The sequence below is a fragment of the Serratia sp. CY47444 genome, assembly GCF_052168635.1.
Lineage (GTDB): Bacteria > Pseudomonadota > Gammaproteobacteria > Enterobacterales > Enterobacteriaceae > Serratia > Serratia bockelmannii.
Genome location: NZ_JBJNMH010000012.1, coordinates 84,262 through 104,684, shown reverse-complemented (window position 1 = coordinate 104,684; position 20,423 = coordinate 84,262). Strand labels below are relative to the sequence as shown.

Annotated in this window: 18 protein-coding genes; 6 read left to right on the top strand and 12 right to left on the bottom strand. The window is 63.1% G+C overall.

What is annotated here, in order from left to right:
- Positions 1-20 precede the first annotated feature (20 nt).
- The gene (locus ACJ8IL_RS16300) at positions 21-932 is read left to right on the top strand and encodes a LysR family transcriptional regulator (RefSeq protein WP_197826769.1); all 912 of its coding nucleotides are present in this window, start codon (positions 21-23) and stop codon (positions 930-932) included.
- On the opposite strand, the gene selB is transcribed toward ACJ8IL_RS16300, so the two are convergent.
- The 8 genes from selB to fdnG form a co-directional block, all read right to left on the bottom strand.
- The gene (gene selB / locus ACJ8IL_RS16295; RefSeq protein ID WP_414104982.1) at positions 922-2,778 is read right to left on the bottom strand and encodes a selenocysteine-specific translation elongation factor; all 1,857 of its coding nucleotides are present in this window, start codon (positions 2,776-2,778) and stop codon (positions 922-924) included. The two genes, ACJ8IL_RS16300 and selB, sit on opposite strands and share 11 nt — an antisense overlap.
- The gene (gene selA, locus ACJ8IL_RS16290; RefSeq protein ID WP_060434891.1) at positions 2,775-4,169 is read right to left on the bottom strand and encodes an L-seryl-tRNA(Sec) selenium transferase; all 1,395 of its coding nucleotides are present in this window, start codon (positions 4,167-4,169) and stop codon (positions 2,775-2,777) included. The genes selB and selA overlap by 4 nt, the downstream gene beginning before the upstream one ends.
- 69 nt (positions 4,170-4,238) lie before the next feature.
- Entirely contained in the window at positions 4,239-4,844 is a 606-nt protein-coding gene (locus ACJ8IL_RS16285; protein ID WP_141996935.1) for a glutathione S-transferase, read from the bottom strand.
- 40 nt (positions 4,845-4,884) lie between these two features.
- The gene (locus tag ACJ8IL_RS16280) at positions 4,885-5,532 is read right to left on the bottom strand and encodes a DcrB-related protein (RefSeq protein ID WP_060448334.1); all 648 of its coding nucleotides are present in this window, start codon (positions 5,530-5,532) and stop codon (positions 4,885-4,887) included.
- Between the two features lie 114 nt (positions 5,533-5,646).
- Complete coding sequence (gene fdhE / locus ACJ8IL_RS16275; protein WP_025304790.1) at positions 5,647-6,576, bottom strand: formate dehydrogenase accessory protein FdhE; 930 nt, start codon at positions 6,574-6,576, stop codon at positions 5,647-5,649.
- Complete coding sequence (gene fdoI, locus ACJ8IL_RS16270; RefSeq protein ID WP_004934017.1) at positions 6,576-7,211, bottom strand: formate dehydrogenase cytochrome b556 subunit; 636 nt, start codon at positions 7,209-7,211, stop codon at positions 6,576-6,578. The genes fdhE and fdoI overlap by 1 nt, the downstream gene beginning before the upstream one ends.
- Positions 7,208-8,110, bottom strand: a complete 903-nt coding sequence (fdxH, locus tag ACJ8IL_RS16265; RefSeq protein WP_033649532.1) for a formate dehydrogenase subunit beta — start codon at positions 8,108-8,110, stop codon at positions 7,208-7,210. Before fdxH ends, fdoI begins: the two co-directional genes overlap by 4 nt.
- Before the next feature lie 12 nt (positions 8,111-8,122).
- Positions 8,123-11,170 (bottom strand): formate dehydrogenase-N subunit alpha, encoded by a 3,048-nt coding sequence (gene fdnG, locus ACJ8IL_RS16260; protein WP_442516664.1) that lies wholly within the window; start codon positions 11,168-11,170, stop codon positions 8,123-8,125.
- A gap of 417 nt (positions 11,171-11,587) precedes the next feature.
- Between fdnG and sodA the strand changes: the two genes are divergently transcribed.
- The 4 genes from sodA to ACJ8IL_RS16240 all read left to right on the top strand — a co-directional run bounded on the left by sodA (position 11,588) and on the right by ACJ8IL_RS16240 (position 15,914).
- On the top strand, positions 11,588-12,208 hold the full coding sequence (gene sodA / locus ACJ8IL_RS16255; protein WP_004934003.1) for a superoxide dismutase [Mn]: 621 nt from the start codon (positions 11,588-11,590) through the stop codon (positions 12,206-12,208).
- A 125-nt stretch (positions 12,209-12,333) separates the two neighbouring features.
- Positions 12,334-14,262: a methyl-accepting chemotaxis protein gene (locus tag ACJ8IL_RS16250; RefSeq protein WP_167324697.1), complete on the top strand. Its 1,929-nt coding sequence runs from the start codon at positions 12,334-12,336 to the stop codon at positions 14,260-14,262.
- 98 nt (positions 14,263-14,360) lie between these two features.
- Positions 14,361-15,032 carry a 6-hydroxyaminopurine reductase gene (yiiM, locus tag ACJ8IL_RS16245; RefSeq protein ID WP_025304787.1) on the top strand — a complete coding sequence of 224 codons (672 nt, stop codon included), beginning with the start codon at positions 14,361-14,363 and terminating at the stop codon, positions 15,030-15,032.
- 102 nt (positions 15,033-15,134) lie between these two features.
- Entirely contained in the window at positions 15,135-15,914 is a 780-nt protein-coding gene (locus ACJ8IL_RS16240; protein ID WP_043140768.1) for a class I SAM-dependent methyltransferase, read from the top strand.
- 11 nt (positions 15,915-15,925) lie between these two features.
- Here ACJ8IL_RS16240 and ACJ8IL_RS16235 read toward each other — a convergent pair whose 3' ends face one another.
- Positions 15,926-16,288, bottom strand: coding sequence for a YibL family ribosome-associated protein (locus tag ACJ8IL_RS16235; RefSeq protein WP_025304785.1), 363 nt, complete (start codon positions 16,286-16,288; stop codon positions 15,926-15,928).
- A gap of 73 nt (positions 16,289-16,361) precedes the next feature.
- On the bottom strand, positions 16,362-17,828 hold the full coding sequence (locus ACJ8IL_RS16230) for an aminotransferase-like domain-containing protein (protein WP_025304784.1): 1,467 nt from the start codon (positions 17,826-17,828) through the stop codon (positions 16,362-16,364).
- A gap of 142 nt (positions 17,829-17,970) precedes the next feature.
- Between ACJ8IL_RS16230 and ACJ8IL_RS16225 the strand changes: the two genes are divergently transcribed.
- Positions 17,971-18,579 carry a LysE family translocator gene (locus tag ACJ8IL_RS16225; RefSeq protein WP_025304783.1) on the top strand — a complete coding sequence of 203 codons (609 nt, stop codon included), beginning with the start codon at positions 17,971-17,973 and terminating at the stop codon, positions 18,577-18,579.
- Here the strand turns inward: ACJ8IL_RS16225 and ACJ8IL_RS16220 are convergent.
- Together ACJ8IL_RS16220 and ACJ8IL_RS16215 are read right to left on the bottom strand one after the other, a co-directional pair.
- Positions 18,576-19,127 (bottom strand): MltR family transcriptional regulator, encoded by a 552-nt coding sequence (locus ACJ8IL_RS16220; RefSeq protein WP_016929575.1) that lies wholly within the window; start codon positions 19,125-19,127, stop codon positions 18,576-18,578. The two genes, ACJ8IL_RS16225 and ACJ8IL_RS16220, sit on opposite strands and share 4 nt — an antisense overlap.
- 94 nt (positions 19,128-19,221) lie before the next feature.
- The gene (locus ACJ8IL_RS16215) at positions 19,222-20,367 is read right to left on the bottom strand and encodes a mannitol-1-phosphate 5-dehydrogenase (protein ID WP_442516663.1); all 1,146 of its coding nucleotides are present in this window, start codon (positions 20,365-20,367) and stop codon (positions 19,222-19,224) included.
- Positions 20,368-20,423: the final 56 nt, after the last annotated feature.

Genomic DNA, 20,423 nt, shown 5'->3' with positions numbered 1-20,423 from the left:
TCATTCTTAGAGACGCCGCGATGGCCAGTTCCCTTCCGCCGCTTTACGCCCTGCGCGCTTTCGAGAGCGCCGCCCGCACCGGCTCGTTCACGCTGGCCGCCGACGAGCTGCATCTCACCCCCAGCGCCGTCAGCAAGCACATCAAAACGCTGGAGCAGCACTTCGGCTGTCGGCTGTTCCAGCGCAACGGCCCACGCATCGAGGTCACCCCGCAGGGAAAAATCTTCGCCGCCGAGCTGCAGCAAGGGTTTGGCCGCATCGAACAAGCCTGCGAGCTGTTCAGAAGCCACCGCGATCTGCTGCGGATGAAGGCGCCCTCCACCCTGACCCTACGCTGGCTGCTGGACTGCCTGAGCCGATTCCGGCAAACGGCGCAGGCGTTCGAGGTGCAGGCAGCCAGCGTGTGGATGGACATCGACAGCGTGGATTTTTTCAGCGAACCCTACGACTGCGCCATCCTGCTCGGCAACGGCCATTTCGGCGCCCACACCGCCGCCGCCAAGCTGTTCGACGAATGGCTGATCCCAATTTGCGCCCCCGCGCTGCTCGCCGACGGGCAGCGCGATCTCGCCACCTGCCCGCTGATCCATCCTTCGCCCGATCGGCGCGACTGGCGGCGCTGGCTGCAAAAAAGCGGCATCGCAGCCCCGATCGATCTCACACGTGGCCAGGTATTTGATTCACTGGAACAGGGCAACGCGGCGGCCATCGCCGGGCACGGCGTTTCGATCGGCGATCTGGCGCTGAGCCTGCGGACGATTGAGGAGGGGTTATTGGCGCTGCCTTGTGACGCCGCCGTGCGTACCGGCGACGGTTACTATCTGGTTTGGCCGGAAGAATCGGCAAAACGGCCGCTGATCGAACGTTTACAGGCGTTTCTCACCGCCCAAACGCCCGACGTCAGCCGGGCCGCCGTCAGGTTTATCGGGTAGGGGACTCGCTACCGAACAGCCCGCCGTCGCGCAGCAGATGCTCGTTGCCCTTGCGGCGGGTAAAGCCGCTGCGATCGAAGAACTCCAGCACCTGGATCGCCAGCTTGCGCCCGACGCCGAGCCGATCGCGGAAATCGGCGGCGTTGGCGCCCCCGCGCTCCGCATCCAGCTCGCGGATCAGCGCCGCGAACTGATCGATGCGCCGGCTGAGGTAGTAGCGATCCACCACCACCGCCGTCACATGGCCCAGTTGAGCCGCCTTGCGCAGCAGCGCCCGTACCCGGCTCTCTTCCTCGCCCAGTTCGCTCGCCAGATCGCGCACCCACCACGGCTCGTCGCCGAACAGCGGTTCGATGCGCGCCCACAGCGGCGCCTCGTCGGCGCTGAACGCCAGGCCGTGTTCCGGCAAGTGCAGCCAGCCGCGCGTATTGCGCAGCGCGCCGGCCTTCAGCAGCCGATCGATCATCATAAACACCAGCGCTTCCGGCTGCTGAGGCAGCGCCATGCGCCGCAGGCGGGCGCGTCCTAACCCCAGCTGGTCGGCGTGCTGTTGGTGATACTCCGCCAGCACCTGTAGCAGGCGGCTCTCCGCCTGTTGCACCTGCTCCTGCGCCAGCGCTCGGTCACCGACGATCAGCAGATCGCGGTTCGCCAGCAGTGCCGCCAGGCCGTCGTCGGTCAACTGACGCGCCCAGGCGAACGCCACCAGCGACAACGCGCCGTGCGGCAGCTCAAGCGCCAGCGCCCGCACGTCGTCTTGCGCCTGCGCCAAGGCCTGCAGCCATGCCAGATAGTCCGGCTGACGCTTGCCGCGCTTGGGCGCATTCAGCCTGAGCACCCGGGCCGCGCCCAGCGTTTGCCGCGCGCCGATATCGCGCAGCACCAGCCGATCGTTTTCCGCCAGCCACAGCGGGCGATCGAGGATCAGTTCCGCCAGTCCGTCGTTCAGCAGCGAAATGCGCCCGGTGATGTGGCTGGCGGCATGGTGCAGATGCAGCGGCTGCCAATGGCGGATCGGCCGATCCGTCTCCAGCGCCACCAGAATGCGTTCCGCCGCTTCGGGCGGACGCTGCGCCAGCAGCCAATCGCCGCGCGCGATCCGCTCTTTATCGACATCGCCGCTGATGTTAAGCGCGATGCGTTGCCCGGCCTGCGCCTGTTCCACGGTTTGATTCTGGGCATGCAGGCCGCGCACCCGCACCGGCGCGTCGGCGCCGGTCAGCCACAGCGTATCCCCCACCTTCACCCGGCCGCCCAGCGCGGTGCCGGTCACCACCAGCCCCGCCCCTTTGACGCTGAACGCACGGTCTACCGCCAGGCGAAAACGGCGCGTCAGCGCGTGCTCGCCGGGCGACAACGCCAGCAAATGCGCGCGCAGCGCCTCGATGCCCTCTCCCGCCGCCGCAGCGGTGACAAACAGCGGCGCATCGGGCCAGCCCTGGCGCGCCAGCTCGTCGCGCACCTGACTGCGCACCTCGTCGACACGCGCCGCCTCCACCCGGTCGGCCTTGGTCAGCGCCACCGTCAGCGCCGGGCGCCCGCTCAGGCGCAGGATCGCCAAATGCTCGCGGGTCTGCGCCATCACGCCATCATCGCAGGCCACCACCAGCAGCGCATGGTCAATGCCGCCGACACCCGCCAGCATATTGGCGAGGAATTTTTCGTGGCCGGGCACGTCGATAAAGCCCAACACCCGGCCGTCCGGCTGCGGCCAGTAGGCGTAGCCCAGATCGATGGTCATGCCGCGGCGCTTCTCTTCCGGCAGGCGATCCGCATTGATCCCCGAGATCGCCTGCAGCAGGGTGGTTTTGCCATGATCGACATGGCCGGCGGTGGCGATGATCATGATGCGCTCAACGCGTCGATCAGCGCCCCTTCCTGTGCCAGACAGCGCAGATCCAGCCACAGCCGGCCGTCGCCGAGGCGGCCGATCACCGGCTGCGGCAGGCGGCGCCAGCGCTCAGCCAACGCTTCCAGCGTGGCGCCGCGGCCGTCGCGCGGCGTGAAGGTCAGCGCATAGCTGGGCAGGCGATCCACCGGCAGCGAACCGCTGCCAATCTGCGACCAGCACGGTTCGGCGCGCAGGTCGAAATCGGCGGTGAACCGTGGTCTCAGCGCCGCCAGCAGCCGCTCGGCCGCCTGTTGCATCTCCTGCTGCGGGCGGGTCAGCAGCCGCAGCGTCGGCAGCTGCTCAGCCAGTTTTTCCGGCTGCAGATAGAGCCGCAGCGTGGCCTCCAGGGCCGCCAGCGTCAGCTTGCCGACGCGCAGCGCGCGCTTGAGCGGATGCTGCTGCAGGCGAGCGATCAGCGCCTTTTTGCCGACGATGATGCCGGCCTGCGGGCCACCCAGCAGCTTATCGCCGGAGAACGTCACCAGATCGACGCCGGCGGCCAGCAGCCGCTGCGGCATCGGTTCGGCGGGCAGGCCGTACTGCGCCATATCGATCAGTGAGCCGCTGCCCAGATCGGTGGCGGTCGGCACGCCCTGTTCGGCCCCGAGCAGCGCCAGTTCAGCCTCGTCGACCGCCGCGGTAAAGCCCTGAATGCTGTAGTTGCTGGTGTGCACTTTCATCAACAGGCCAGTCTGCTCGCTGATGGCCTGGCGGTAATCTTTCAGATGGGTGCGGTTGGTGGTGCCGACTTCCACCAATTGGCAGCCGGCCTGACGCATCACGTCGGGAATGCGAAACGCGCCGCCGATTTCCACCAGCTCGCCGCGCGACACCACTACCTCTTTGCCGGGGGCGATCGCCGCCAGCATCAGCAATACCGCCGCCGCGTTGTTATTGACGATGCAGGCGTCTTCCGCGCCCGTCAGCCGGCACAGCAGATCCGCCACAGCCCGATCGCGATGACCGCGCCCGGCGCCGTCCAGATCGTACTCCAGCGTCACCGCCTCTCCCATCACCGCGCTGACCGCGTCCTTCACCGGCTGCGCCAGCAGGGCGCGCCCGAGGTTGGTGTGCAGCACGGTGCCGCTGAGGTTGAACACCGGCAATAACGCCGGGCGTTGCTGCCGGGCCAGCTCCGCCCGCAGCGCCTGCGGCCAGTCGCCGCACCAGGCCGGTAAACGTTGCTGTTGCTTGATAGCGTCGCGCGCCTGGGCCTGCAGCCGGCGCAACAGTTCGCCGATCAGCGTCTGGCCATGCTGAGCCACCAGCGGTTCAATCGCGGGTTCACGCAGCAGACGGTCGATGGCGGGCAGTTGACTGTAAAGAAGGTGGGATTCAGTGCTCATGGTCGCTCGGTTTTCAATTTAGACGTATCGGCATAGCAAAACCCCGCCGCGGCGGGGAGAAAAGAACGTTCAGGGCGGTGCCGTGCGGGCGAAACTTTCGCGGGCGAACAGGCGTTCGGCCAGCTTGACCAGCGCCGGACGTTGGACGCACCAGTTGGGCAGAATGTGGCGGAAATTGAGGTAGCCCAACGCGCAGCCGGTGGCGATATCCGCCAGCGTCAGCCGCTCGGCATTGAGCCACGTTTTTTCCTGCGCCAGCGCCTCCAATGCGTCCAGGCCCTGCGTCAGCTTGTCACGCTGGCGTAGCATCCAGTTTTCGTCCTGCTTTTCCGGCGCGCGCCGGCTTTCGCGGAACAGCGTCGCCGCCGCTTCAGTCACGCCGTCCGCCAGTGCCGCCACCCGGCGGACGCGCAGCGCGGTGGCGCGATCGGCCGGCAAAAACGCCGGCTCCACCGTCAGCAGTTCGAGGTATTCGGCCACGATCGGCGAGTCGTAAAACACCTCGCCGTCATCAGCGATCAGCACCGGCACTTTGCCGAGCGGGTTCTGCTCCTTCACCCGGCTGCCGGGCTCATACGGCGGATCGTTGACGAATTCAAACGCGATCCCCTTCTCCAGCAGCATCACGGAAATCTTGCGCACAAAGGGGCTGGTGTAACTGCCGATAAGCTTCATCCGGTCTCCTCCGCTTCGTCCTGGCCGCGGCGCAATGCCCTTACTTCACCGCCAGAGTATCGATAATCCGCTGCACCAGCGCCTGATGCACTTCCGGCGTTTTGGCCGGCGACAGCATTTGCAGCGTTACCACCCGTTTGTTGAACACCGTCAACACCAGGGTGGACACCACCTTTTGGCCGTTGACGGTCTGCTCGGTATCCACCCGGCGAAACTTCTGTTTGCCGACGGTGAAGTTCTCTTCTTTGGTGGTCTGGATATTCTGATAGCGCTCGGCCAGCACCGTAATGGCGCTCTGCGTCAGCTCTTTCAGCATTTTGTCGCTGGTATTGATCTTCATGCCGTCCGGCGGGATCACTTCGGACGAAACCGCGCTCTGGCGCGACTTGCCATCGAGGAAGCGCTGGATAGTGGAGGTACTGTCATTGACGATGCCGCTGTTCAGCGTTTGATCGCTAAAGCCTGACGGCAACTCGAAGGTGATTTTGCCCTTCTGCAGCGACACGTTCAGCCCCGGCGGCGCGGGCGGGGTTTCTACCGGCGCAGGCGGCGGTGGCGCGGGCTGCGTCACGGTCGGTTTGGTATCCGGTGGCGGCACCGCCGGTTTGGTGTCGTCCTTGTTGTCGCAGGCCGCCAGTCCGATCGCCAGCACGGCGACCGCGGTCAGTTTTGCCAGGGTGTTTAACATCGTGGTTCCTTTCGCTTGGCGCGTCATGGCCTAAACGTAGCAACTCGCCCGGGCGAATGCCAGAAGCCCGTTCTTAAATTGCGGGTCCGGCCCCGCGCGAACGGGGCCGGGCGGTTACTCCGCCGGGAACAGGAACGGATTGATGCTGCTGCGGCCGAAGCCTTCCTCTTCCATGCGGGCGTCCAGCACCAGCGAAGCCAGATCGTCGGCCACCGCTTCAACCTGCGGGTCTTTTTCCTGATAGAGGATCTTCAGGTAAGTGCCGCAGTCGCCGCAGCTTTCCGCCTTCACCGCCGCCTGTTCGCTGTCCAGCGACCAGTAGTTGAGATCGCGGGTCTGCTCACAGTTGCTGCACTTCACCCGCACCACGTGCCATTCGCTTTCGCACAGGTTGCAGTGCAGGTAGCGCAGGCCGTTGACGGTGCCGATATGCACCATGCTGGAGACCGGAATGCTGCCGCACACCGGGCAGAACTGACGCTGCTCGCCGTATTCGGCGCGCGCCTTGCCGGGGATCAGGCTGGCCATCTGCGCCCAATAGAGCGACAGCGCGGCCCAGAGGAACGGCGCCTTCTCGCTGCCCACCTTGCCGAACTCGCGGTTGAGCAAGGCGTCGGCCATCAGCTCCAGCTCGTGCGCCGAGGCCTTCTCCAGGTTGTCCAGCACCGCCAGAATGTGCTCCGGCGCCTGCGGACGCAGCTCGGCGATCAGCGACGTCAGCAGCTTGCGCCAGTGCTCGCTGCGCGGGAACACGCTCAGATCGAGCGGCGGTTTGCCGCTGGCGGCGCCCTGCGCCAACGCTTCGCTCAGATCGAGCGCCAGCGGATTATCGTGCAGCGCATGCTGCTGCGCCTGCGCCAGTTCGGCGGCGAAGTTAAGGTAGTCGCCCAGCGGGTTGTCGACCGCCAGCTGACGCAGACGGTCGGCGCGGCGGCTGTACAGGCTTTTCAGGTTGGCGAAAAGTAACGGCGGGATGTTCTCCGCCGTTGTGGACTTCTCACGCTGTGCCCCTAACTGCTCTTTAGGAACGATGCGGATACTCATCAGGGTTTATCTTCCTGTCGTTTCTCGCGGACCTCACGGTACCAGCGCGGATGATGTTTCTTGGCCCAGGCCGCCGGCACCCAGCCTTCCACCATCGCGGTAATGGTGCCTTTTACCCACAATGCGGCGTAAATGTGCACCATAATCACAATGATAAGGCCGACCGCGGCCAGCGAATGCACCAGCAGCGCGATGCGGATCAGCGGGATGGAGAACGACGGCGCGAAATACGGCCGCCAGATCACCACGCCACTGGCCAGCAGCAGCACCAGGCTGATAATCGCCGCCCAGAACACGCACTTCTGGCCGAAATTATAGCGCCCGGTGTCACCCACTTCCTCGTTCATGGCGATTTTGTGGATGTTCTTGGCCCAGACGATATCTTCCCGGTTGATCAGGTTATGCTTCCAGTAGCGCAGGAACATCAGCAGGAACGCGGCAAACATGATCACCCCGACAAACGGGTGCAGAATGCGCGCCAGCTGCGGCGTCCCGAAGATGTTCATCAGCCAGTTGAAGGAGGGGAAGAAGAACCCCAGCCCGCTGATGGCGGCGAACACGAAGCAAAACGCCACGATCCAGTGGTTGATGCGCTCCGGTGCGCTGTAACGCTGAATGGGCTTTTCCTTTCTCATTTGCGCGTCTCCTCGTCATGCGACTCGTCGTGCTCATCCTCATCGTCGACGCGGTTAGGCCCGACGCCGACATAGTGGAACACGCTGGCCGCGAAGGTGGCGGCAAAACCGATGGCCGCCAGGGGTTTCCACACGCCCTTCCAGAAGGTCACCGCCGGGCTGATGCTCGGGTTGTCCGGCAAACCGTGGTACAGCTGCGGTTTGTCGGCGTGGTGCAACACGTACATCACGTGCGTGCCGCCCACCCCTGCCGGATCGTACAGACCGGCGTTCTGGTAGCCGCGGGTGTTCAGCTCGCTGACGCGATCCGCCGCCACCTGCTTCATCGCTTCCTTGGTACCGAAGTGAATGGCGCCGGTCGGGCAGGTTTTCACGCAGGCCGGTTCCTGGCCGACGTCCACGCGGTCGACGCACAGGGTGCACTTGTACACCCGGTTGTCGTCCTTGTTCATGCGCGGCACGTCGAACGGGCAGCCGGCGATGCAGTAGCCGCAGCCGATGCAGTGCTCGGACTGGAAGTCGACGATGCCGTTGGCGTACTGAATGATCGCGCCTTCCGACGGGCAGGCCTTCAGGCAGCCCGGATCGGCGCAGTGCATGCAGCCATCCTTGCGGATCAGCCATTCCAGCTTGCCGTTTTCCTCCACCTCGGAGAAGCGCATCACCGTCCACGACTTGGCGGTCAGATCGGCGGGGTTATCGTACACCCCGACGTTGTGCCCCACTTCGTCGCGGATGTCGTTCCATTCGGAACAGGCCACCTGACAGGCCTTGCAGCCGATACAGGTGGTGACATCGATCAGTTTGGCCACTTCTTCCTGGTGGTCACGGGCGCGCGGCGCCGGCGTGAAGCCATTGGTGGCGGATTTACGAATGATGTCTTGAGATTGCATGGCCATAATTCGTCTCCGTTACACCTTTTCCACGTTGACCAGGAACGCCTTGAACTCCGGCGTTTGCGTATTGGCGTCGCCGACGAACGGCGTCAGCGTGTTGGCGATAAAGCCTTTCTTCGCCACCCCTTCGTAACCCCAGTGGATCGGGATGCCGATGGTGTCGACTTCCTGGCCGTGCACCTGCAGCGTGCGAATACGCTTGGTCACCACCGCCTTGGCCTTGATGTAGCCGCGGTTGGAGCTGACCTTCACAGTATCGCCCTGCTTGATGCCCTTCTTCTCCGCCAGCTTTTCGCCGATCTCCACGAACTGCTCCGGCTGCGCGATGGCGTTCAGCCGCGCGTGCTTGGTCCAGTAGTGGAAGTGCTCGGTCAGACGATAGGTGGTGCCGACGTACGGGAACTTGTCGGATTTGCCCATCGCCGCCAGATCGTCCTTGAACACGCGCGCCGCCGGGTTGGACACCACATTCGGGTGCAGCGGGTTGGTGCCGAGCGGCGTTTCGAACGGCTCGTAGTGTTCAGGGAACGGCCCTTCCGCCATCTTGTCGGTGGCGAACAGGCGGCCCATGCCTTCCGGCTGCATGATGAACGGCCCGACGTCGCTGCCCGGCGCAGCGGTGCTGTAGTCCGGGATATCGGCCCCGACCCACTTGGCGCCGTCCCACTCCAGCAGCTGGCGTTTCGGATCCCACGGTTTACCCTGCGGATCCGCCGAGGCGCGGTTGTACAGAATGCGGCGGTTGAGCGGCCATGCCCAGGCCCAGCCCAGCGTGTTGCCGAGGCCGGACGGATCGGCGTTGTCGCGCCGCGCCATCTGGTTGCCGGCCGGCGTCCAGCTGCCGGCGAAGATCCAGCAACCGCTGGCGGTGGTGCCGTCGTCGCGCAGCTGCGCGAACGAGCTGAGCAGCTCGCCTTTTTTCACCACCACTTTGCCGTCGGCATCCAGCAGATCCGCCAGCGCCTTGCCGTTGTTCTCCTGCGCCACCTCTTCCGGCGCCGGGTTGTCCGGCGTCAGGTAGTCCCAGCGCATGTTCAGCACCTGTTCAGGCACCGCACCGCCGTCGCGCGCATACATCTCGCGCAGGCGACTGAAGATGCCCGCCAGGATCTCGCCGTCGTTCAGCGCTTCGCCCGGGGCGTCCGCGCCTTTCCAGTGCCACTGCAGCCAGCGGCCGGAGTTGACGATCGAACCGTTCTCTTCGGCGAAGCAGGTGGACGGCAGGCGGAACACTTCGGTCTGGATCTGCGAAGGATCCACCTCGTTGAACTCGCCGTGGTTCTGCCAGAAGTTGGAGGTCTCGGTGTTCAACGGATCGATGGTCACCAGGAACTTCAGCTTGGACAGCGAAGCCACTACCTTGTTTTTGTTCGGGAACGATGCCACCGGGTTAAAGCCCTGGCAGAAGTAGCCGTTGACCTTGCCCTGCGCCATCATCTCGAAGTACTGCAGCACGTCGTAGCCTTTGTCCCACTTCGGCAACCAGTCAAAGCCCCAGCTGTTGTCCTTCTGCGCCTTATCGCCGTAGAAGGTCTTCATCATGCTGACGAAGAATTTCGGGTAGTTGCCCCAGTAGTTTACCTGGCCCGGCAGCAGCGCCTTCGGCGTGTTGGCCTTCAGGTAGGTGTCGAGATCGGTCTGTTTCTCCGACGGCAGCGTCATGTAGCCCGGCAGGCTCTGCGACAGCAGGCCGAGATCGGTCAGACCCTGGATGTTGGAGTGGCCGCGCAGCGCGTTGACGCCGCCGCCCGCCATGCCCATGTTGCCGAGCAGCAGCTGGATCATCGCCATGGTACGGATGTTCTGCGCGCCGACCGAGTGCTGAGTCCAGCCCAGGGCGTACAGGAACGAAGCGGTTTTATCCGCGACGCAGGTTTCGGCGATGTATTCGCACACCTTGAGGAAATCGTCCTTCGGCGTGCCGCAGATGTTGGTCACCACGTCAGGCGTGTAGCGGCTCACGTGCTGCTTCAGCAGGTTCCACACGCAGCGCGGATCCTGCAGCGTGACGTCGCGCTTGGCGAAGCCGTTCTCGTCGAACTGGTAGTTCCAGGTGGTTTTGTCGTACTTGCGGTTTTCCGCGTCGTAGCCGCTGAACAAGCCGTCTTCGAAGGCAAAGTCTTCCCGCACCAGCAGGCTGGCGTTGGTGTAGGCCTCGACGTACTCGCGGTTAAACTTGTTGTTGGTCATCAGATACAGCAACACGCCCGACAGGAAAGCAATGTCGGTCCCGGAGCGGATCGGCGTGTAGAAGTCCGCCACCGATGCGGTTCGGGTAAAGCGCGGATCGATCACGATCAGCTTGGCATTGTTGTGTATTTTGGCTTCCATCGCCCAGCGGAACCCCACCGGATGCGCTTCCGCCGCATTACCGCCCATGACGATAATCAAATTCGCGTTCTTGATATCAACCCAGTGGTTGGTCATCGCACCGCGACCAAATGTTGGAGCAAGACTTGCTACCGTTGGTCCGTGTCAGACACGCGCCTGGTTGTCTACGGCAAGCATGCCGAGAGCGCGACTAAATTTTTGCGACAGAAAACCGGTTTCGTTGCTGGCGGCCGAGGCGCACAGCATGCCGGTGGTCAGCCAACGGTTGACGGTAACGCCCTGGTCGTTGGTTTTGATGAAGTTGGCATCGCGGTCTTCTTTCACCAGCTTGGCGATGCGGGTGAAGGCGTCGTCCCAGCTGATGCGTTGCCATTTGTCCGACCCTGGCGCCCGGTATTCCGGGTACTTGAGGCGGCTTTCGCTGTGGATGAAGTCAACCAGGCCGGCACCTTTCGGGCAAAGCGCGCCGCGGTTTACCGGGTGATCCGGATCCCCTTCGATATGGAAAATGCTTTCTTTGGCGTTCTTGGCGCCATCACCAAGGCTGTACATCAACAGCCCACAGCCGACGGAACAATACGTACAGGTATTACGGGTCTCACGGGCGCGCAGCAGTTTGTACTGCCGGGTTTCCGCCAACGCCACTTCGGGGGCAAAGCCCAGCGCGGCCACCGTCGTTCCTGCCATACCGCCAGCGCAGATCTTAAAGAACTGCCTTCTGCTGACCTGCATGGGGGTCTCCTTTACTCTCGATTGTCACATTGTTTAAATGCGCCTGCCCCGCTAGCGCGGCAAACGCGAATGTCACTGTTGTTATGCTTGCTACGAACGCCGGCCATATTACCACAGCGTGCTTGTGGTTGTTACACACTCGTGCTCATTCAGTGAACGCATTGGCACATTTCGATACATTTCGACCTTGGCGCTCCCTACAGTATAGAGAGTAACCAACGTGCCGGGGCGATGGCTTGACGCGGCCACCCGCCGCCCTCTTCTATCAGTATGTTAGCGCATCGATTTGTACATTAACCACACACTTCACAGGGCATTGATAATCATTTTCAATATCATTTAATTAACTATAATGATCCGACTGCTTACGCGGTGCTCGCCCTTTGCGCCGCCCATACACCACTGGAGATGATGATTATGAGTTATTCACTGCCATCCCTGCCGTACGCTTACGACGCACTGGAACCGCATTTCGACAAGCAGACGATGGAAATCCATCACACCAAACACCACCAGACCTACGTCAACAACGCCAACACCGTGCTGGAAGCCTACCCTGAGCTGGCCAAATACAGCGTTGAAGAGCTGATCCAGGATCTGGATAAAGTGCCTGCCGACAAACGCACCTTCATGCGCAACAACGCCGGCGGCCACGCCAACCACAGCTTCTTCTGGAAAAACCTGAAAACCGGCACCACGCTGGGCGGCGATCTGAAAGCGGCCATCGAGCGCGATTTCGGCAGCGTTGAGAAATTCCAGGAAGAGTTCGAGAAAGCCGCAGCCACCCGCTTCGGTTCCGGTTGGGCCTGGCTGGTGCTGAAAGACGGCAAGCTGGCCGTGGTGTCTACCGCCAACCAGGACAGCCCGCTGATGGGCGAAGCCGTCGCCGGCGCTTCCGGTTTCCCAATCATCGGTCTGGACGTGTGGGAACACGCTTACTACCTGAAATATCAGAACAAACGCCCTGACTACATCAAGGCGTTCTGGAACGTGGTCAACTGGGACGAAGCCGCCGCACGCTTCGCCGCGAAGAAGTAATTCGCCCCCGTTGATGAAGATGCCCGCCGCCGGCGGGTATTTTTTTGCCTGAAATCCGCTAAAGTTTGACCACTTCTTGCCGATGGTTTGTTCAATTGACGTTCGCCCGGAGAAGGAAAAACGCTATGGCGGCATTGCAAGCATTAGCAGGAAAGTTCACTCATCTCACCGTAGGTAAAAAGCTCGGCCTCGGCTTCGCGCTGTTGCTGCTGTTGGCGGTCGTCATCGCCGGCACCGGGGCGCAATACCTGCACATCATCGAATCCCGCGCCGATCGCATCGACTTCAGCAACCGGCTGAACGAGGAGATCAACCAGGCCAAATACAACCGCGCCATGTACGGCCAGACCTACCAGCCGGAGTATCTGCAGAACAATCGCGCCAATATCGATAACGCCGTCAAACTGATAGACCAGGGCCAGGCGTTGGACTGGGACGCCCAAAGCCGCAAGGATCTGCAGCGTCTGGTGACGCTGATTGGGGAATATCAGCAACAGCAAAAAATCTTTGAGCAGGCGGTCTCGGCGAAAGACGCGGTGCGCCAGAGCTGGAACATGTCGGAAGTGCAGGCCAGCCTGAGCCAGGTGGAGCGCCAGCTCACCAACGGCGATCTGCAGTTGGCCTTCATTCAACTGAACCAGAAGCTGACCCAGGTGCGCTACGGCGCGCGCGGTCTGCTGCTGAGCCTGAACAAGGAAACCGAAGCGCCGCTGATGGCGGCCATCGACGACGCGCGCGACGCGGCCAACGCCCTGAGCCGCCGGGTCAGCGACGCGCAGCGCCCGCAGCTGCAACCGCTGCTGGCCGCCCTGGACGATTACAAAAACCGCATCGCGGCCTACCTGCCGGCCTATGAGCACGAACAGCAGATCAGCCGGCAGCTCGGCGAACGCGCGCATGAGATCGGCACGCTGGTGAACGCCTTTATGCAGGACGAACTGGCGCAGACGCGCAGCAACATCAACCTGGCGCAGCTGCAGATGGGCATCACCACCCTGATCGCCATCATCGCCGGGATACTTATCGCCTGGCGTATCACGCTGCAGATCACCCGTCCGCTGCACAGCACGCTGGCGATGGCGGAACGCATCGCCAGCGGCGATCTGCGCCAGGCGCAGACCAGTACCCGCCGCGACGAGCTGGGACAACTGCTGAACGCGGTGGCGGCGATGAGCCAAAATCTGCGCACTATGATTGAGAAGATCCAGATGGGGGTCAGCCAGGTCTCCACCGCCTCCGCGGAAATCGCCGCCGGCAACACCGATCTCTCCTCCCGCACCGAACAGCAGGCGGCGGCGGTTGAAGAAACCGCGGCCAGCATGGAACAGCTGACCGCCACGGTGAAACAAAACGCCGACAATGCCCATCACGCCAATCAGCTGGCCACCGACGCTTCGCAGACCGCGCAACAGGGCGGCAAGCTGGTGGAGAACGTGGTCAGCACCATGCGCGATATCTCCAGCAGTTCGCAGCGTATCGCTGAAATTACCACCCTGATCAACGGTATTGCCTTCCAGACCAACATCCTGGCGCTCAACGCCGCGGTGGAAGCGGCGCGCGCCGGCGAACAGGGACGCGGCTTCTCGGTGGTCGCCAGCGAAGTGCGCAGCCTAGCGAGCCGCAGCGCCCAAGCGGCCAAGGAGATCGAAGGGCTGATCGCCGAGTCGGTCAGCCGGGTGAAAACCGGCACCGAACTGGTGGAAAGCACCGGCAACACCATGGAACAGATCGTCCGCTCGGTCACCCACGTGCGCGACATCATGGCTGAAATCGCCGCCGCCTCCGATGAGCAGACGCGCGGCATCGCCCAGATTGGCCAGGCGATCGTCGAGATGGATCACACCACCCAGCAGAACGCCGCGCTGGTGGAAGAGTCCGCCGCCGCCGCCGATTCGCTGGAAGAACAGGCCGACATGCTGCTGCAGAGCGTTTCGGTGTTCCGTTTGGCGGAGCAGACCGAACCCACCGCCGTGAAAACCGCCGCGCCGAAAGCGCCTGCCGTAAAAACCACGGCCGCCAACGCCGCAGCGGAGGAGAACTGGACCACCTTCTGACGCCACGCCCCCGCCCGAGGATTTTCGGGCGGGTTGTTATGTCCCCCTGACACAACTCAGGCTATGCTGAGCCCTCGACGCGAGACACGGAGGCGCACATGCATCACCCAGACGTTTACATCGGCAATATTCAACCCTATGAAGGCGGGCGCCCCAGCGCCATCGCCAAACGCCAGGTGGATGGCGCCATCCGGCTCACGCCGCTCGGCCTGGAAGGCGACGAGCAAGCCGAGAAAAGCTACCACGGCGGGCCGGACCGCGCGCTGTGCCACTACCCGCGCGAGCATTATGCCCACTGGCGCGAACAGTTTCCGGCGCAGGCCGAGCAGTTTTGCGCCCCGGCCTTCGGCGAGAATATCTCCACCGAAGGACTGACCGAACACAATGTGTTTATGGGCGACATCTTCCGCTGGGGCGAAGCGCTGATCCAGGTCACCCAGCCGCGCTCGCCGTGCTTCAAGCTCAACTACCACTTCGCCATCGAGGATATTTCGGTGCTGATGCAGCAAAGCGGCCGCTGCGGCTGGCTGTATCGGGTGGTCTCGCCGGGTGCGGTCAGCGGCGATCGTCCGCTGGAGCTGGCGGCGCGCAACAGCGACGTGTCGGTGGCCGAAGCCATCGCCATCGCCTGGCACATGCCGTTCGACGCGGAACAATATCGCCGCCTGTTGGCGGTGGCCGGCCTCTCCGCCAGCTGGAGCAAGACCATGCTCACGCGGCTTGCCGAAGGGCGCCTCGAGGACTTCAACCGTCGCCTGCTCGGCCGTTGAAATCGCTGGCGGAAAAGATGAAAAACGTGCGCCGAATGCCGCGTTAACCCTCTTCTTCCGCCTATACTGTAGCCGCGTGTTTTTCAGCCAGGAGCCAGGTATATGACCACCCCGACCCATTCGATTCATCACGCCGCCGCCGAGGGCTATCAGGCCAACGCCGATCGCTATGTGAAAGGCCGGCCGGATTACCCGCCGGAAATCGCCGCCTGGCTGCGTGAGTCTATCGGCCTGCACGCCGGCATGACGGTCATCGATCTCGGCGCCGGTACCGGCAAGTTCACTCCGCGCCTGCTGGAAACCGGCGCGCAGGTGATCGCCGTCGAACCGGTGCCGCAAATGCTGGAAAAATTGTCGGCGGCGCTGCCGCAGGTGAAAACGCTGGCGGGCACCGCCGACGCGATCCCGCTACCGGACGAGTCGGTCGATGCCGTGGTGTGCGCCCAGTCCTTCCACTGGTTCGCCACGCCGCAGGCGCTGGCGGAAATCCAGCGTATTCTCAAGCCCGGCGGCAAACTCGGTCTGGTGTGGAACATGCGCGATGCGCGTGTCGGTTGGGTGCGTAAACTGAATCAGATCGTCGACAGCCACGAAGGGGATGCGCCGCGTTTCTATACCGGCGAATGGCGCAAATTCTTCCCGTTCAAAGGCTTTGAACCGCTGCAGGAGCAGGTCTTTATGCTGGGCCACCGCGGCGCGGTGGAGGACGTGATCTACAACCGGGTACGTTCAACCAGCTTTATCGCCGCACTGCCACAGGCGCAACAGGAGCAGGTTATCGATCGGTTGCGCCAACTGGTGGCGGAAGAAGAGGAGTTGCAGGGCCAGGACACGGTCACCGTGCCCTATCAGACCAAGGCGTATTTCACCACCAAGGTCTGACGCCCGGGGGTTCAGAACGCTTTCTTGGCGTAACCGGTGACCGCTTTCAGGCCCATCTCGCGGCCCAGCGCGGTCATCGGGTGCACCACAATCAGCCCGCGCGCGCTTTTCTTCAGCGCGCCCATATCGGCCTGCTCTTTCTTGGTGATCTCGCGGCTGAACGGCAGCTTGCTCAGCTTCTGCGCTTCGGCGCTCAGCTTCTCGCCACGCACGTCTTTCAGGCGCTCGATCTCCGTCGCCAGTTTCTCTTTTTCTTTGGTGTGCTGCGCGATCAACTCAGGGTTGCCCTGTTGGATCACGGTGGCGTCTTTGTGGTTCAAGGCGTCCAGCAGGTCGCTCAGGCGCTTGATCTCTGCCTTTTCTTTCTCTTTCATGGTCTCTGGCCCGTTGTGCCCAAAATGGCACGCTAATCAATGATACCGGCATTGTAGCAAAAGGCGCGCGCCGTTACCCGTCCTGCGCAATACCGGGCGGCAGGCCGCTCATCTCGCAGGCCTTGGCGCCGAGCCGGGCCAACGCCTGGGTGTAGCGCGCGTTGAACGGGTAGCAGCAGGAGAGCCGCAGCGCATTGCGGTAGCGCCCGCTGGGGGAATACAGGGTGCCCGGCGTCAAACAGATCTGCTCCTCCAACAGCTGGTGGAACAGCGCCACGCTGTCCACGCCGGGAGGGAATTCGACCCAGAACACGAAGCCGCCCGCCGGCTGCGTGGCCAGCGTGCCGCGTGGGAAATGCCGGGCGATCAACGCCCTCGCCTCGTCGACCTGCGCCGCATAGCGCTTGCGCAGGTTGCGCAAATGGTGATCGTAGCCTCCGCTCTCCAGGAAGGTCGCCAGCGTTTCCGACAGCAGCTGCGACTCGGACATCGACGACACCGCCTTCAGCTTGCGCAACGCCTCGTGAAAACGGCCGCCGCAGATCCAGCCGACGCGAAAATCCGGCGCCAGCGTTTTGGTGAAGCTGGAGCAAAACAGCACCCAGCCGTCGCGATCGAACGCCTTCACCGCCGGCGACAGCGCGCCGCCGAACTGGATCTCGGCATACAGCCCGTCTTCAATCAACGGCACCTGATGATCGTTCATCAGCCGCGCCAGCCGCTTTTTCGCCGCCAGCGGCATGGTACAGCCCAACGGGTTTTGCACCGTCGGCATGGCGATCACCGCGTTCAGCCGCTTCTCGTTCAATAGCAACTCGAGCGCGTCCAGCGACAGCCCCAGCTGCGGATCGGTGGGGATTTCCAGCGCTTTCAGCCCCAGGCTGGCCAGCAGCGGCAGCAGATAAAAGTAGGTTGGCGACTCCAGCCCGACGCAGTCACCCGGTTTGGTGGTGACGCGCAGCGCCAGCTGCAGCGCCTCCATGCAGCCATGGGTCAGCACTACGTCGCCCGGCTCCAGCAACATGCCCAGCGTCATCGAGCGGCGGGCGATCTGCTGGCGCAGCCGTAGGCTGCCGGGCGGCAACGGATACTGCCCGATCAGATCCGGCTGGCGGCGCAGCTGAGAAGACAACATACGCCCCAGCTTGCCGCCGGGATAGAAGTCGCTGGTCTGCGGGCAGGCCAGCGCAATGTTAGTGAAGGCCGGATTCTGCTGGGCGGCGAATACCGTATCGATCAGCGCCAGCACGTCGTCCGCCGGCGGCTCGATGCGGCCGCTGGGCGCCGAGGCCATCTTCAGCGCCGGCAGCGTGCTGCGGACATAAAACCCCGACTGCGGTCGCGCTTCGATCAGCCCGCGATCCTCCAGCGTGCGGTAAGCCGACACCACGGTATTGATGCTGACGCGGTGCGTTTGCGCACAGCGCCGCACCGAAGGCAAGCGGTCACCGGGCAGCAGCGTGCCGCGTCGAATGGCCTCGGCCAACGTATCCGCCAGCTGCAGGTAGCGGGTATCCGGGGTTTCATCGAGCAAGGTCACAGTTTCTCTCCAGGTAATGGGTACAGTTTACATTTTGCACAACTGTAACCATGACAATATCCGATTTGTGGTTCTGTCACCATCCCATTGCAGCGATTATGCTGATCCTCTCGTTATCACCGTCATTTTCAAGGAACCTGCCATGCTGGACTCCGCCTTTGTCAGCTACGTCACCGTCATGTCGATCACCCCCGGCCCCAACAACCTGCTGCTGGCCTCGTCGGGCGTCAACTTCGGCCTGCGCCGCACCCTGCCGATGCTGTTTGGCATCTGTGTCGGTTGTGCGGTACAGCTGGCGATCATTATCCCGCTGCTGGCGCTGGCGTTGAGCTGGGCCGGCGTCATCCGCCTCCCGCTGGCGGTGATCGGCTGCGCCTATCTGCTGTGGCTGTCATGGAAGCTGTTTCAGGCGGCCTCGCCGGACGCCAAAGAGCAGGCGCAGCCGATGAGCCTGCTCAACGGTGCACTGTTTCAGGCGGTCAACCCCAAAGCCTGGCTGATGGTGATCAACGTGGCGATCCTGTTCACCCCGCGCGAAGGCGCCACCTTCGTCCATACGCTGTCGGTCATCGCCGGTTTCGCGCTGCTGAACCTGCCGTGCGTGCTGCTGTGGGCGGTGCTGGGCGACCGGTTGCGCAACGCGCTGCGAGTGACCTGGAAACTGCGCGCCTTCAACGGCGTGATGTCCGGACTGATGGCCGCCACCGCGCTGTGGCTGTTGTTCGACGAGTGGCGCGCGGCCTTTGCTTAGCCGCGGCCGAGAGGAGAGAGTCGGGAAGGTTGTTTGGCGCCGATGCCGGCGATCAGATCGGTAATGGACAGCACCATAGTGGAGCGCACCATCTGCTGATAGCGCTGGCGCTGCATGGCAATCAGCGCTTCATCCGCCTCGCCCGGCTGCAGGAAGGTCGGCACCGGCGGCAGCGCGGCCACGCAGTGCAGCTCGCCGAACGGCCCGAGAATTTCGTCATCGACGAAGCGGTATTCCGACCCGTCGTGGTTCAGCTCTTCGCGCATCGCCATCAGCAGTTCGGCGTCTTCATATTCGTGGCGGGAAATCACCCCCAGGCCGTACATCAGCTTCAGGCGCACCGACAGCTCCCCCAGCGGGCCGCTGCCGGACAATAGCGGTTCGACGGCATATTTCACCGCGTAGTCATCCTTGCGGAATACCTGCACCACCAGCACGTTGAGCGCTTCCGCCAGCAGCTCTACCGCTGCGATCAGGAAGCTGCGCACCGTTTTGCCCGCGTTCAGCTTTTCCAGAACCTGGTTTTCAAATGCCTGTGCTTCTTCCATCGTCGCTTTTCGAAAGGCGTGGGGAGGGCCGTCGATGCCGAACTCGGGTTGCAGGAGCGCAGCAAGCTGCGCTCGGGTGTTCATCATCACGATTCTACTTGTGCATGGCGTTATACACAGCAACGGCCTCTTCTACAACCTCGCTTTCCGCCGGCAGGCCGGAAATTTGCGCCAGCGCGGCTTTCGGCCCGAGCGTGTTCAGCAGTTCCGCCAGTTCCTGCGCCTGCGGATCCTGTTCGCTGCGGTAGCTCATGGCGGCGGCGATGCCCTGGATCAGGTTGGCATGCGGCAGGCCGTATTCCAGCGTGCCCAGCAGCGGTTTGATCAGGCGATCGCCGACGCTCAGTTTGCGCAGCGGTTGGCGCCCTACGCGCTCGACGTCGTCGTGCAGATACGGATTTTCAAAGCGGCCGAGGATTTTGTTGATGTAGGCGGCGTGCTTGTCGGCGTCGAAGCCGTAACGCTTGATCAGCACCGCGCCGCTCTCTTCCATCGCCCCTTTCACCACGCGGCGGATCGCCGGGTCGAGAATGGCGTCACGAATGGTTTGCAGCCCGGCCAGTTGGCCGAGGTAGGCGGTGATGGCGTGACCGGTGTTGAGGGTGAACAGCTTGCGCTCGACGAACGCCATCAGGTTATCGGTCAACTCCATGCCGGCGATCGCCGGAGGCTGGCCTTTGAACTGGGTCTGATCGACGATCCATTCGCTGAAGGTTTCCACCGTCACTTCCAACGGGTCGTTGCTGTCCGCCGGCGGCACAATGCGATCGACCGCCGAATCGACGAAGCCGACATGCTGCTCAGCCCATGCCTGCTCATCCTGCGGCAGCGCGGCGAACACATGCTGTTTCAGCTGGCTGGTGCCGCGCACCATGTTCTCGCAGGCGATGATGTTCAGCGGTTGCACATTGCCCTGCTGATGACGCAGCAACAGCCCTTTGGCGATCGTGCCGGCGATTTTGGCGAGAATTTGCGGGCCAACGGCGGTGGTCACCAGATCCGCTTCGGCGATCAGCGCCACCGCCGCCTCACTGCCGCTGTTGACGGCGCTGACGTTGTTGACGCTCTCCACGCGTTCTTGCTCGCCCACCACGTGCACCGCGTAGCTTTTACGGCTGTTCAGCAGATCCAGCACCGTTTGATTGACGTCGGCGAAGGTCAGTTCAACCCCGGCGTCCGCCAGCAGCTTGCCGATAAAACCGCGGCCGATATTCCCTGCGCCAAAATGTAATGCTTTCATAACTCTACCTTCTTAATGTCGAAGGGTGCAGCAAGCTGCACCCTTTAAAATGATTC

Excerpts from the sequence above, each read along its gene's own strand:
- sodA (WP_004934003.1), top strand. The coding sequence starts at position 11,588 with ATGAGTTATTCACTGCCATCCCTGCCGTACGCTTACGACGCACTGGAA.
- selB (WP_414104982.1), bottom strand. The coding sequence starts at position 2,778 with ATGATCATCGCCACCGCCGGCCATGTCGATCATGGCAAAACCACCCTG.
- ACJ8IL_RS16240 (WP_043140768.1), top strand. The coding sequence starts at position 15,135 with ATGACCACCCCGACCCATTCGATTCATCACGCCGCCGCCGAGGGCTAT.
- ACJ8IL_RS16235 (WP_025304785.1), bottom strand. The coding sequence starts at position 16,288 with ATGAAAGAGAAAGAAAAGGCAGAGATCAAGCGCCTGAGCGACCTGCTG.
- ACJ8IL_RS16250 (WP_167324697.1), top strand. The coding sequence starts at position 12,334 with ATGGCGGCATTGCAAGCATTAGCAGGAAAGTTCACTCATCTCACCGTA.
- ACJ8IL_RS16285 (WP_141996935.1), bottom strand. The coding sequence starts at position 4,844 with ATGAAGCTTATCGGCAGTTACACCAGCCCCTTTGTGCGCAAGATTTCC.
- fdhE (WP_025304790.1), bottom strand. The coding sequence starts at position 6,576 with ATGAGTATCCGCATCGTTCCTAAAGAGCAGTTAGGGGCACAGCGTGAG.
- ACJ8IL_RS16280 (WP_060448334.1), bottom strand. The coding sequence starts at position 5,532 with ATGTTAAACACCCTGGCAAAACTGACCGCGGTCGCCGTGCTGGCGATC.
- fdxH (WP_033649532.1), bottom strand. The coding sequence starts at position 8,110 with ATGGCCATGCAATCTCAAGACATCATTCGTAAATCCGCCACCAATGGC.
- ACJ8IL_RS16215 (WP_442516663.1), bottom strand. The coding sequence starts at position 20,367 with ATGAAAGCATTACATTTTGGCGCAGGGAATATCGGCCGCGGTTTTATC.
- ACJ8IL_RS16220 (WP_016929575.1), bottom strand. The coding sequence starts at position 19,127 with ATGGAAGAAGCACAGGCATTTGAAAACCAGGTTCTGGAAAAGCTGAAC.
- ACJ8IL_RS16300 (WP_197826769.1), top strand. The coding sequence starts at position 21 with ATGGCCAGTTCCCTTCCGCCGCTTTACGCCCTGCGCGCTTTCGAGAGC.
- fdoI (WP_004934017.1), bottom strand. The coding sequence starts at position 7,211 with ATGAGAAAGGAAAAGCCCATTCAGCGTTACAGCGCACCGGAGCGCATC.
- yiiM (WP_025304787.1), top strand. The coding sequence starts at position 14,361 with ATGCATCACCCAGACGTTTACATCGGCAATATTCAACCCTATGAAGGC.
- selA (WP_060434891.1), bottom strand. The coding sequence starts at position 4,169 with ATGAGCACTGAATCCCACCTTCTTTACAGTCAACTGCCCGCCATCGAC.
- ACJ8IL_RS16225 (WP_025304783.1), top strand. The coding sequence starts at position 17,971 with ATGCTGGACTCCGCCTTTGTCAGCTACGTCACCGTCATGTCGATCACC.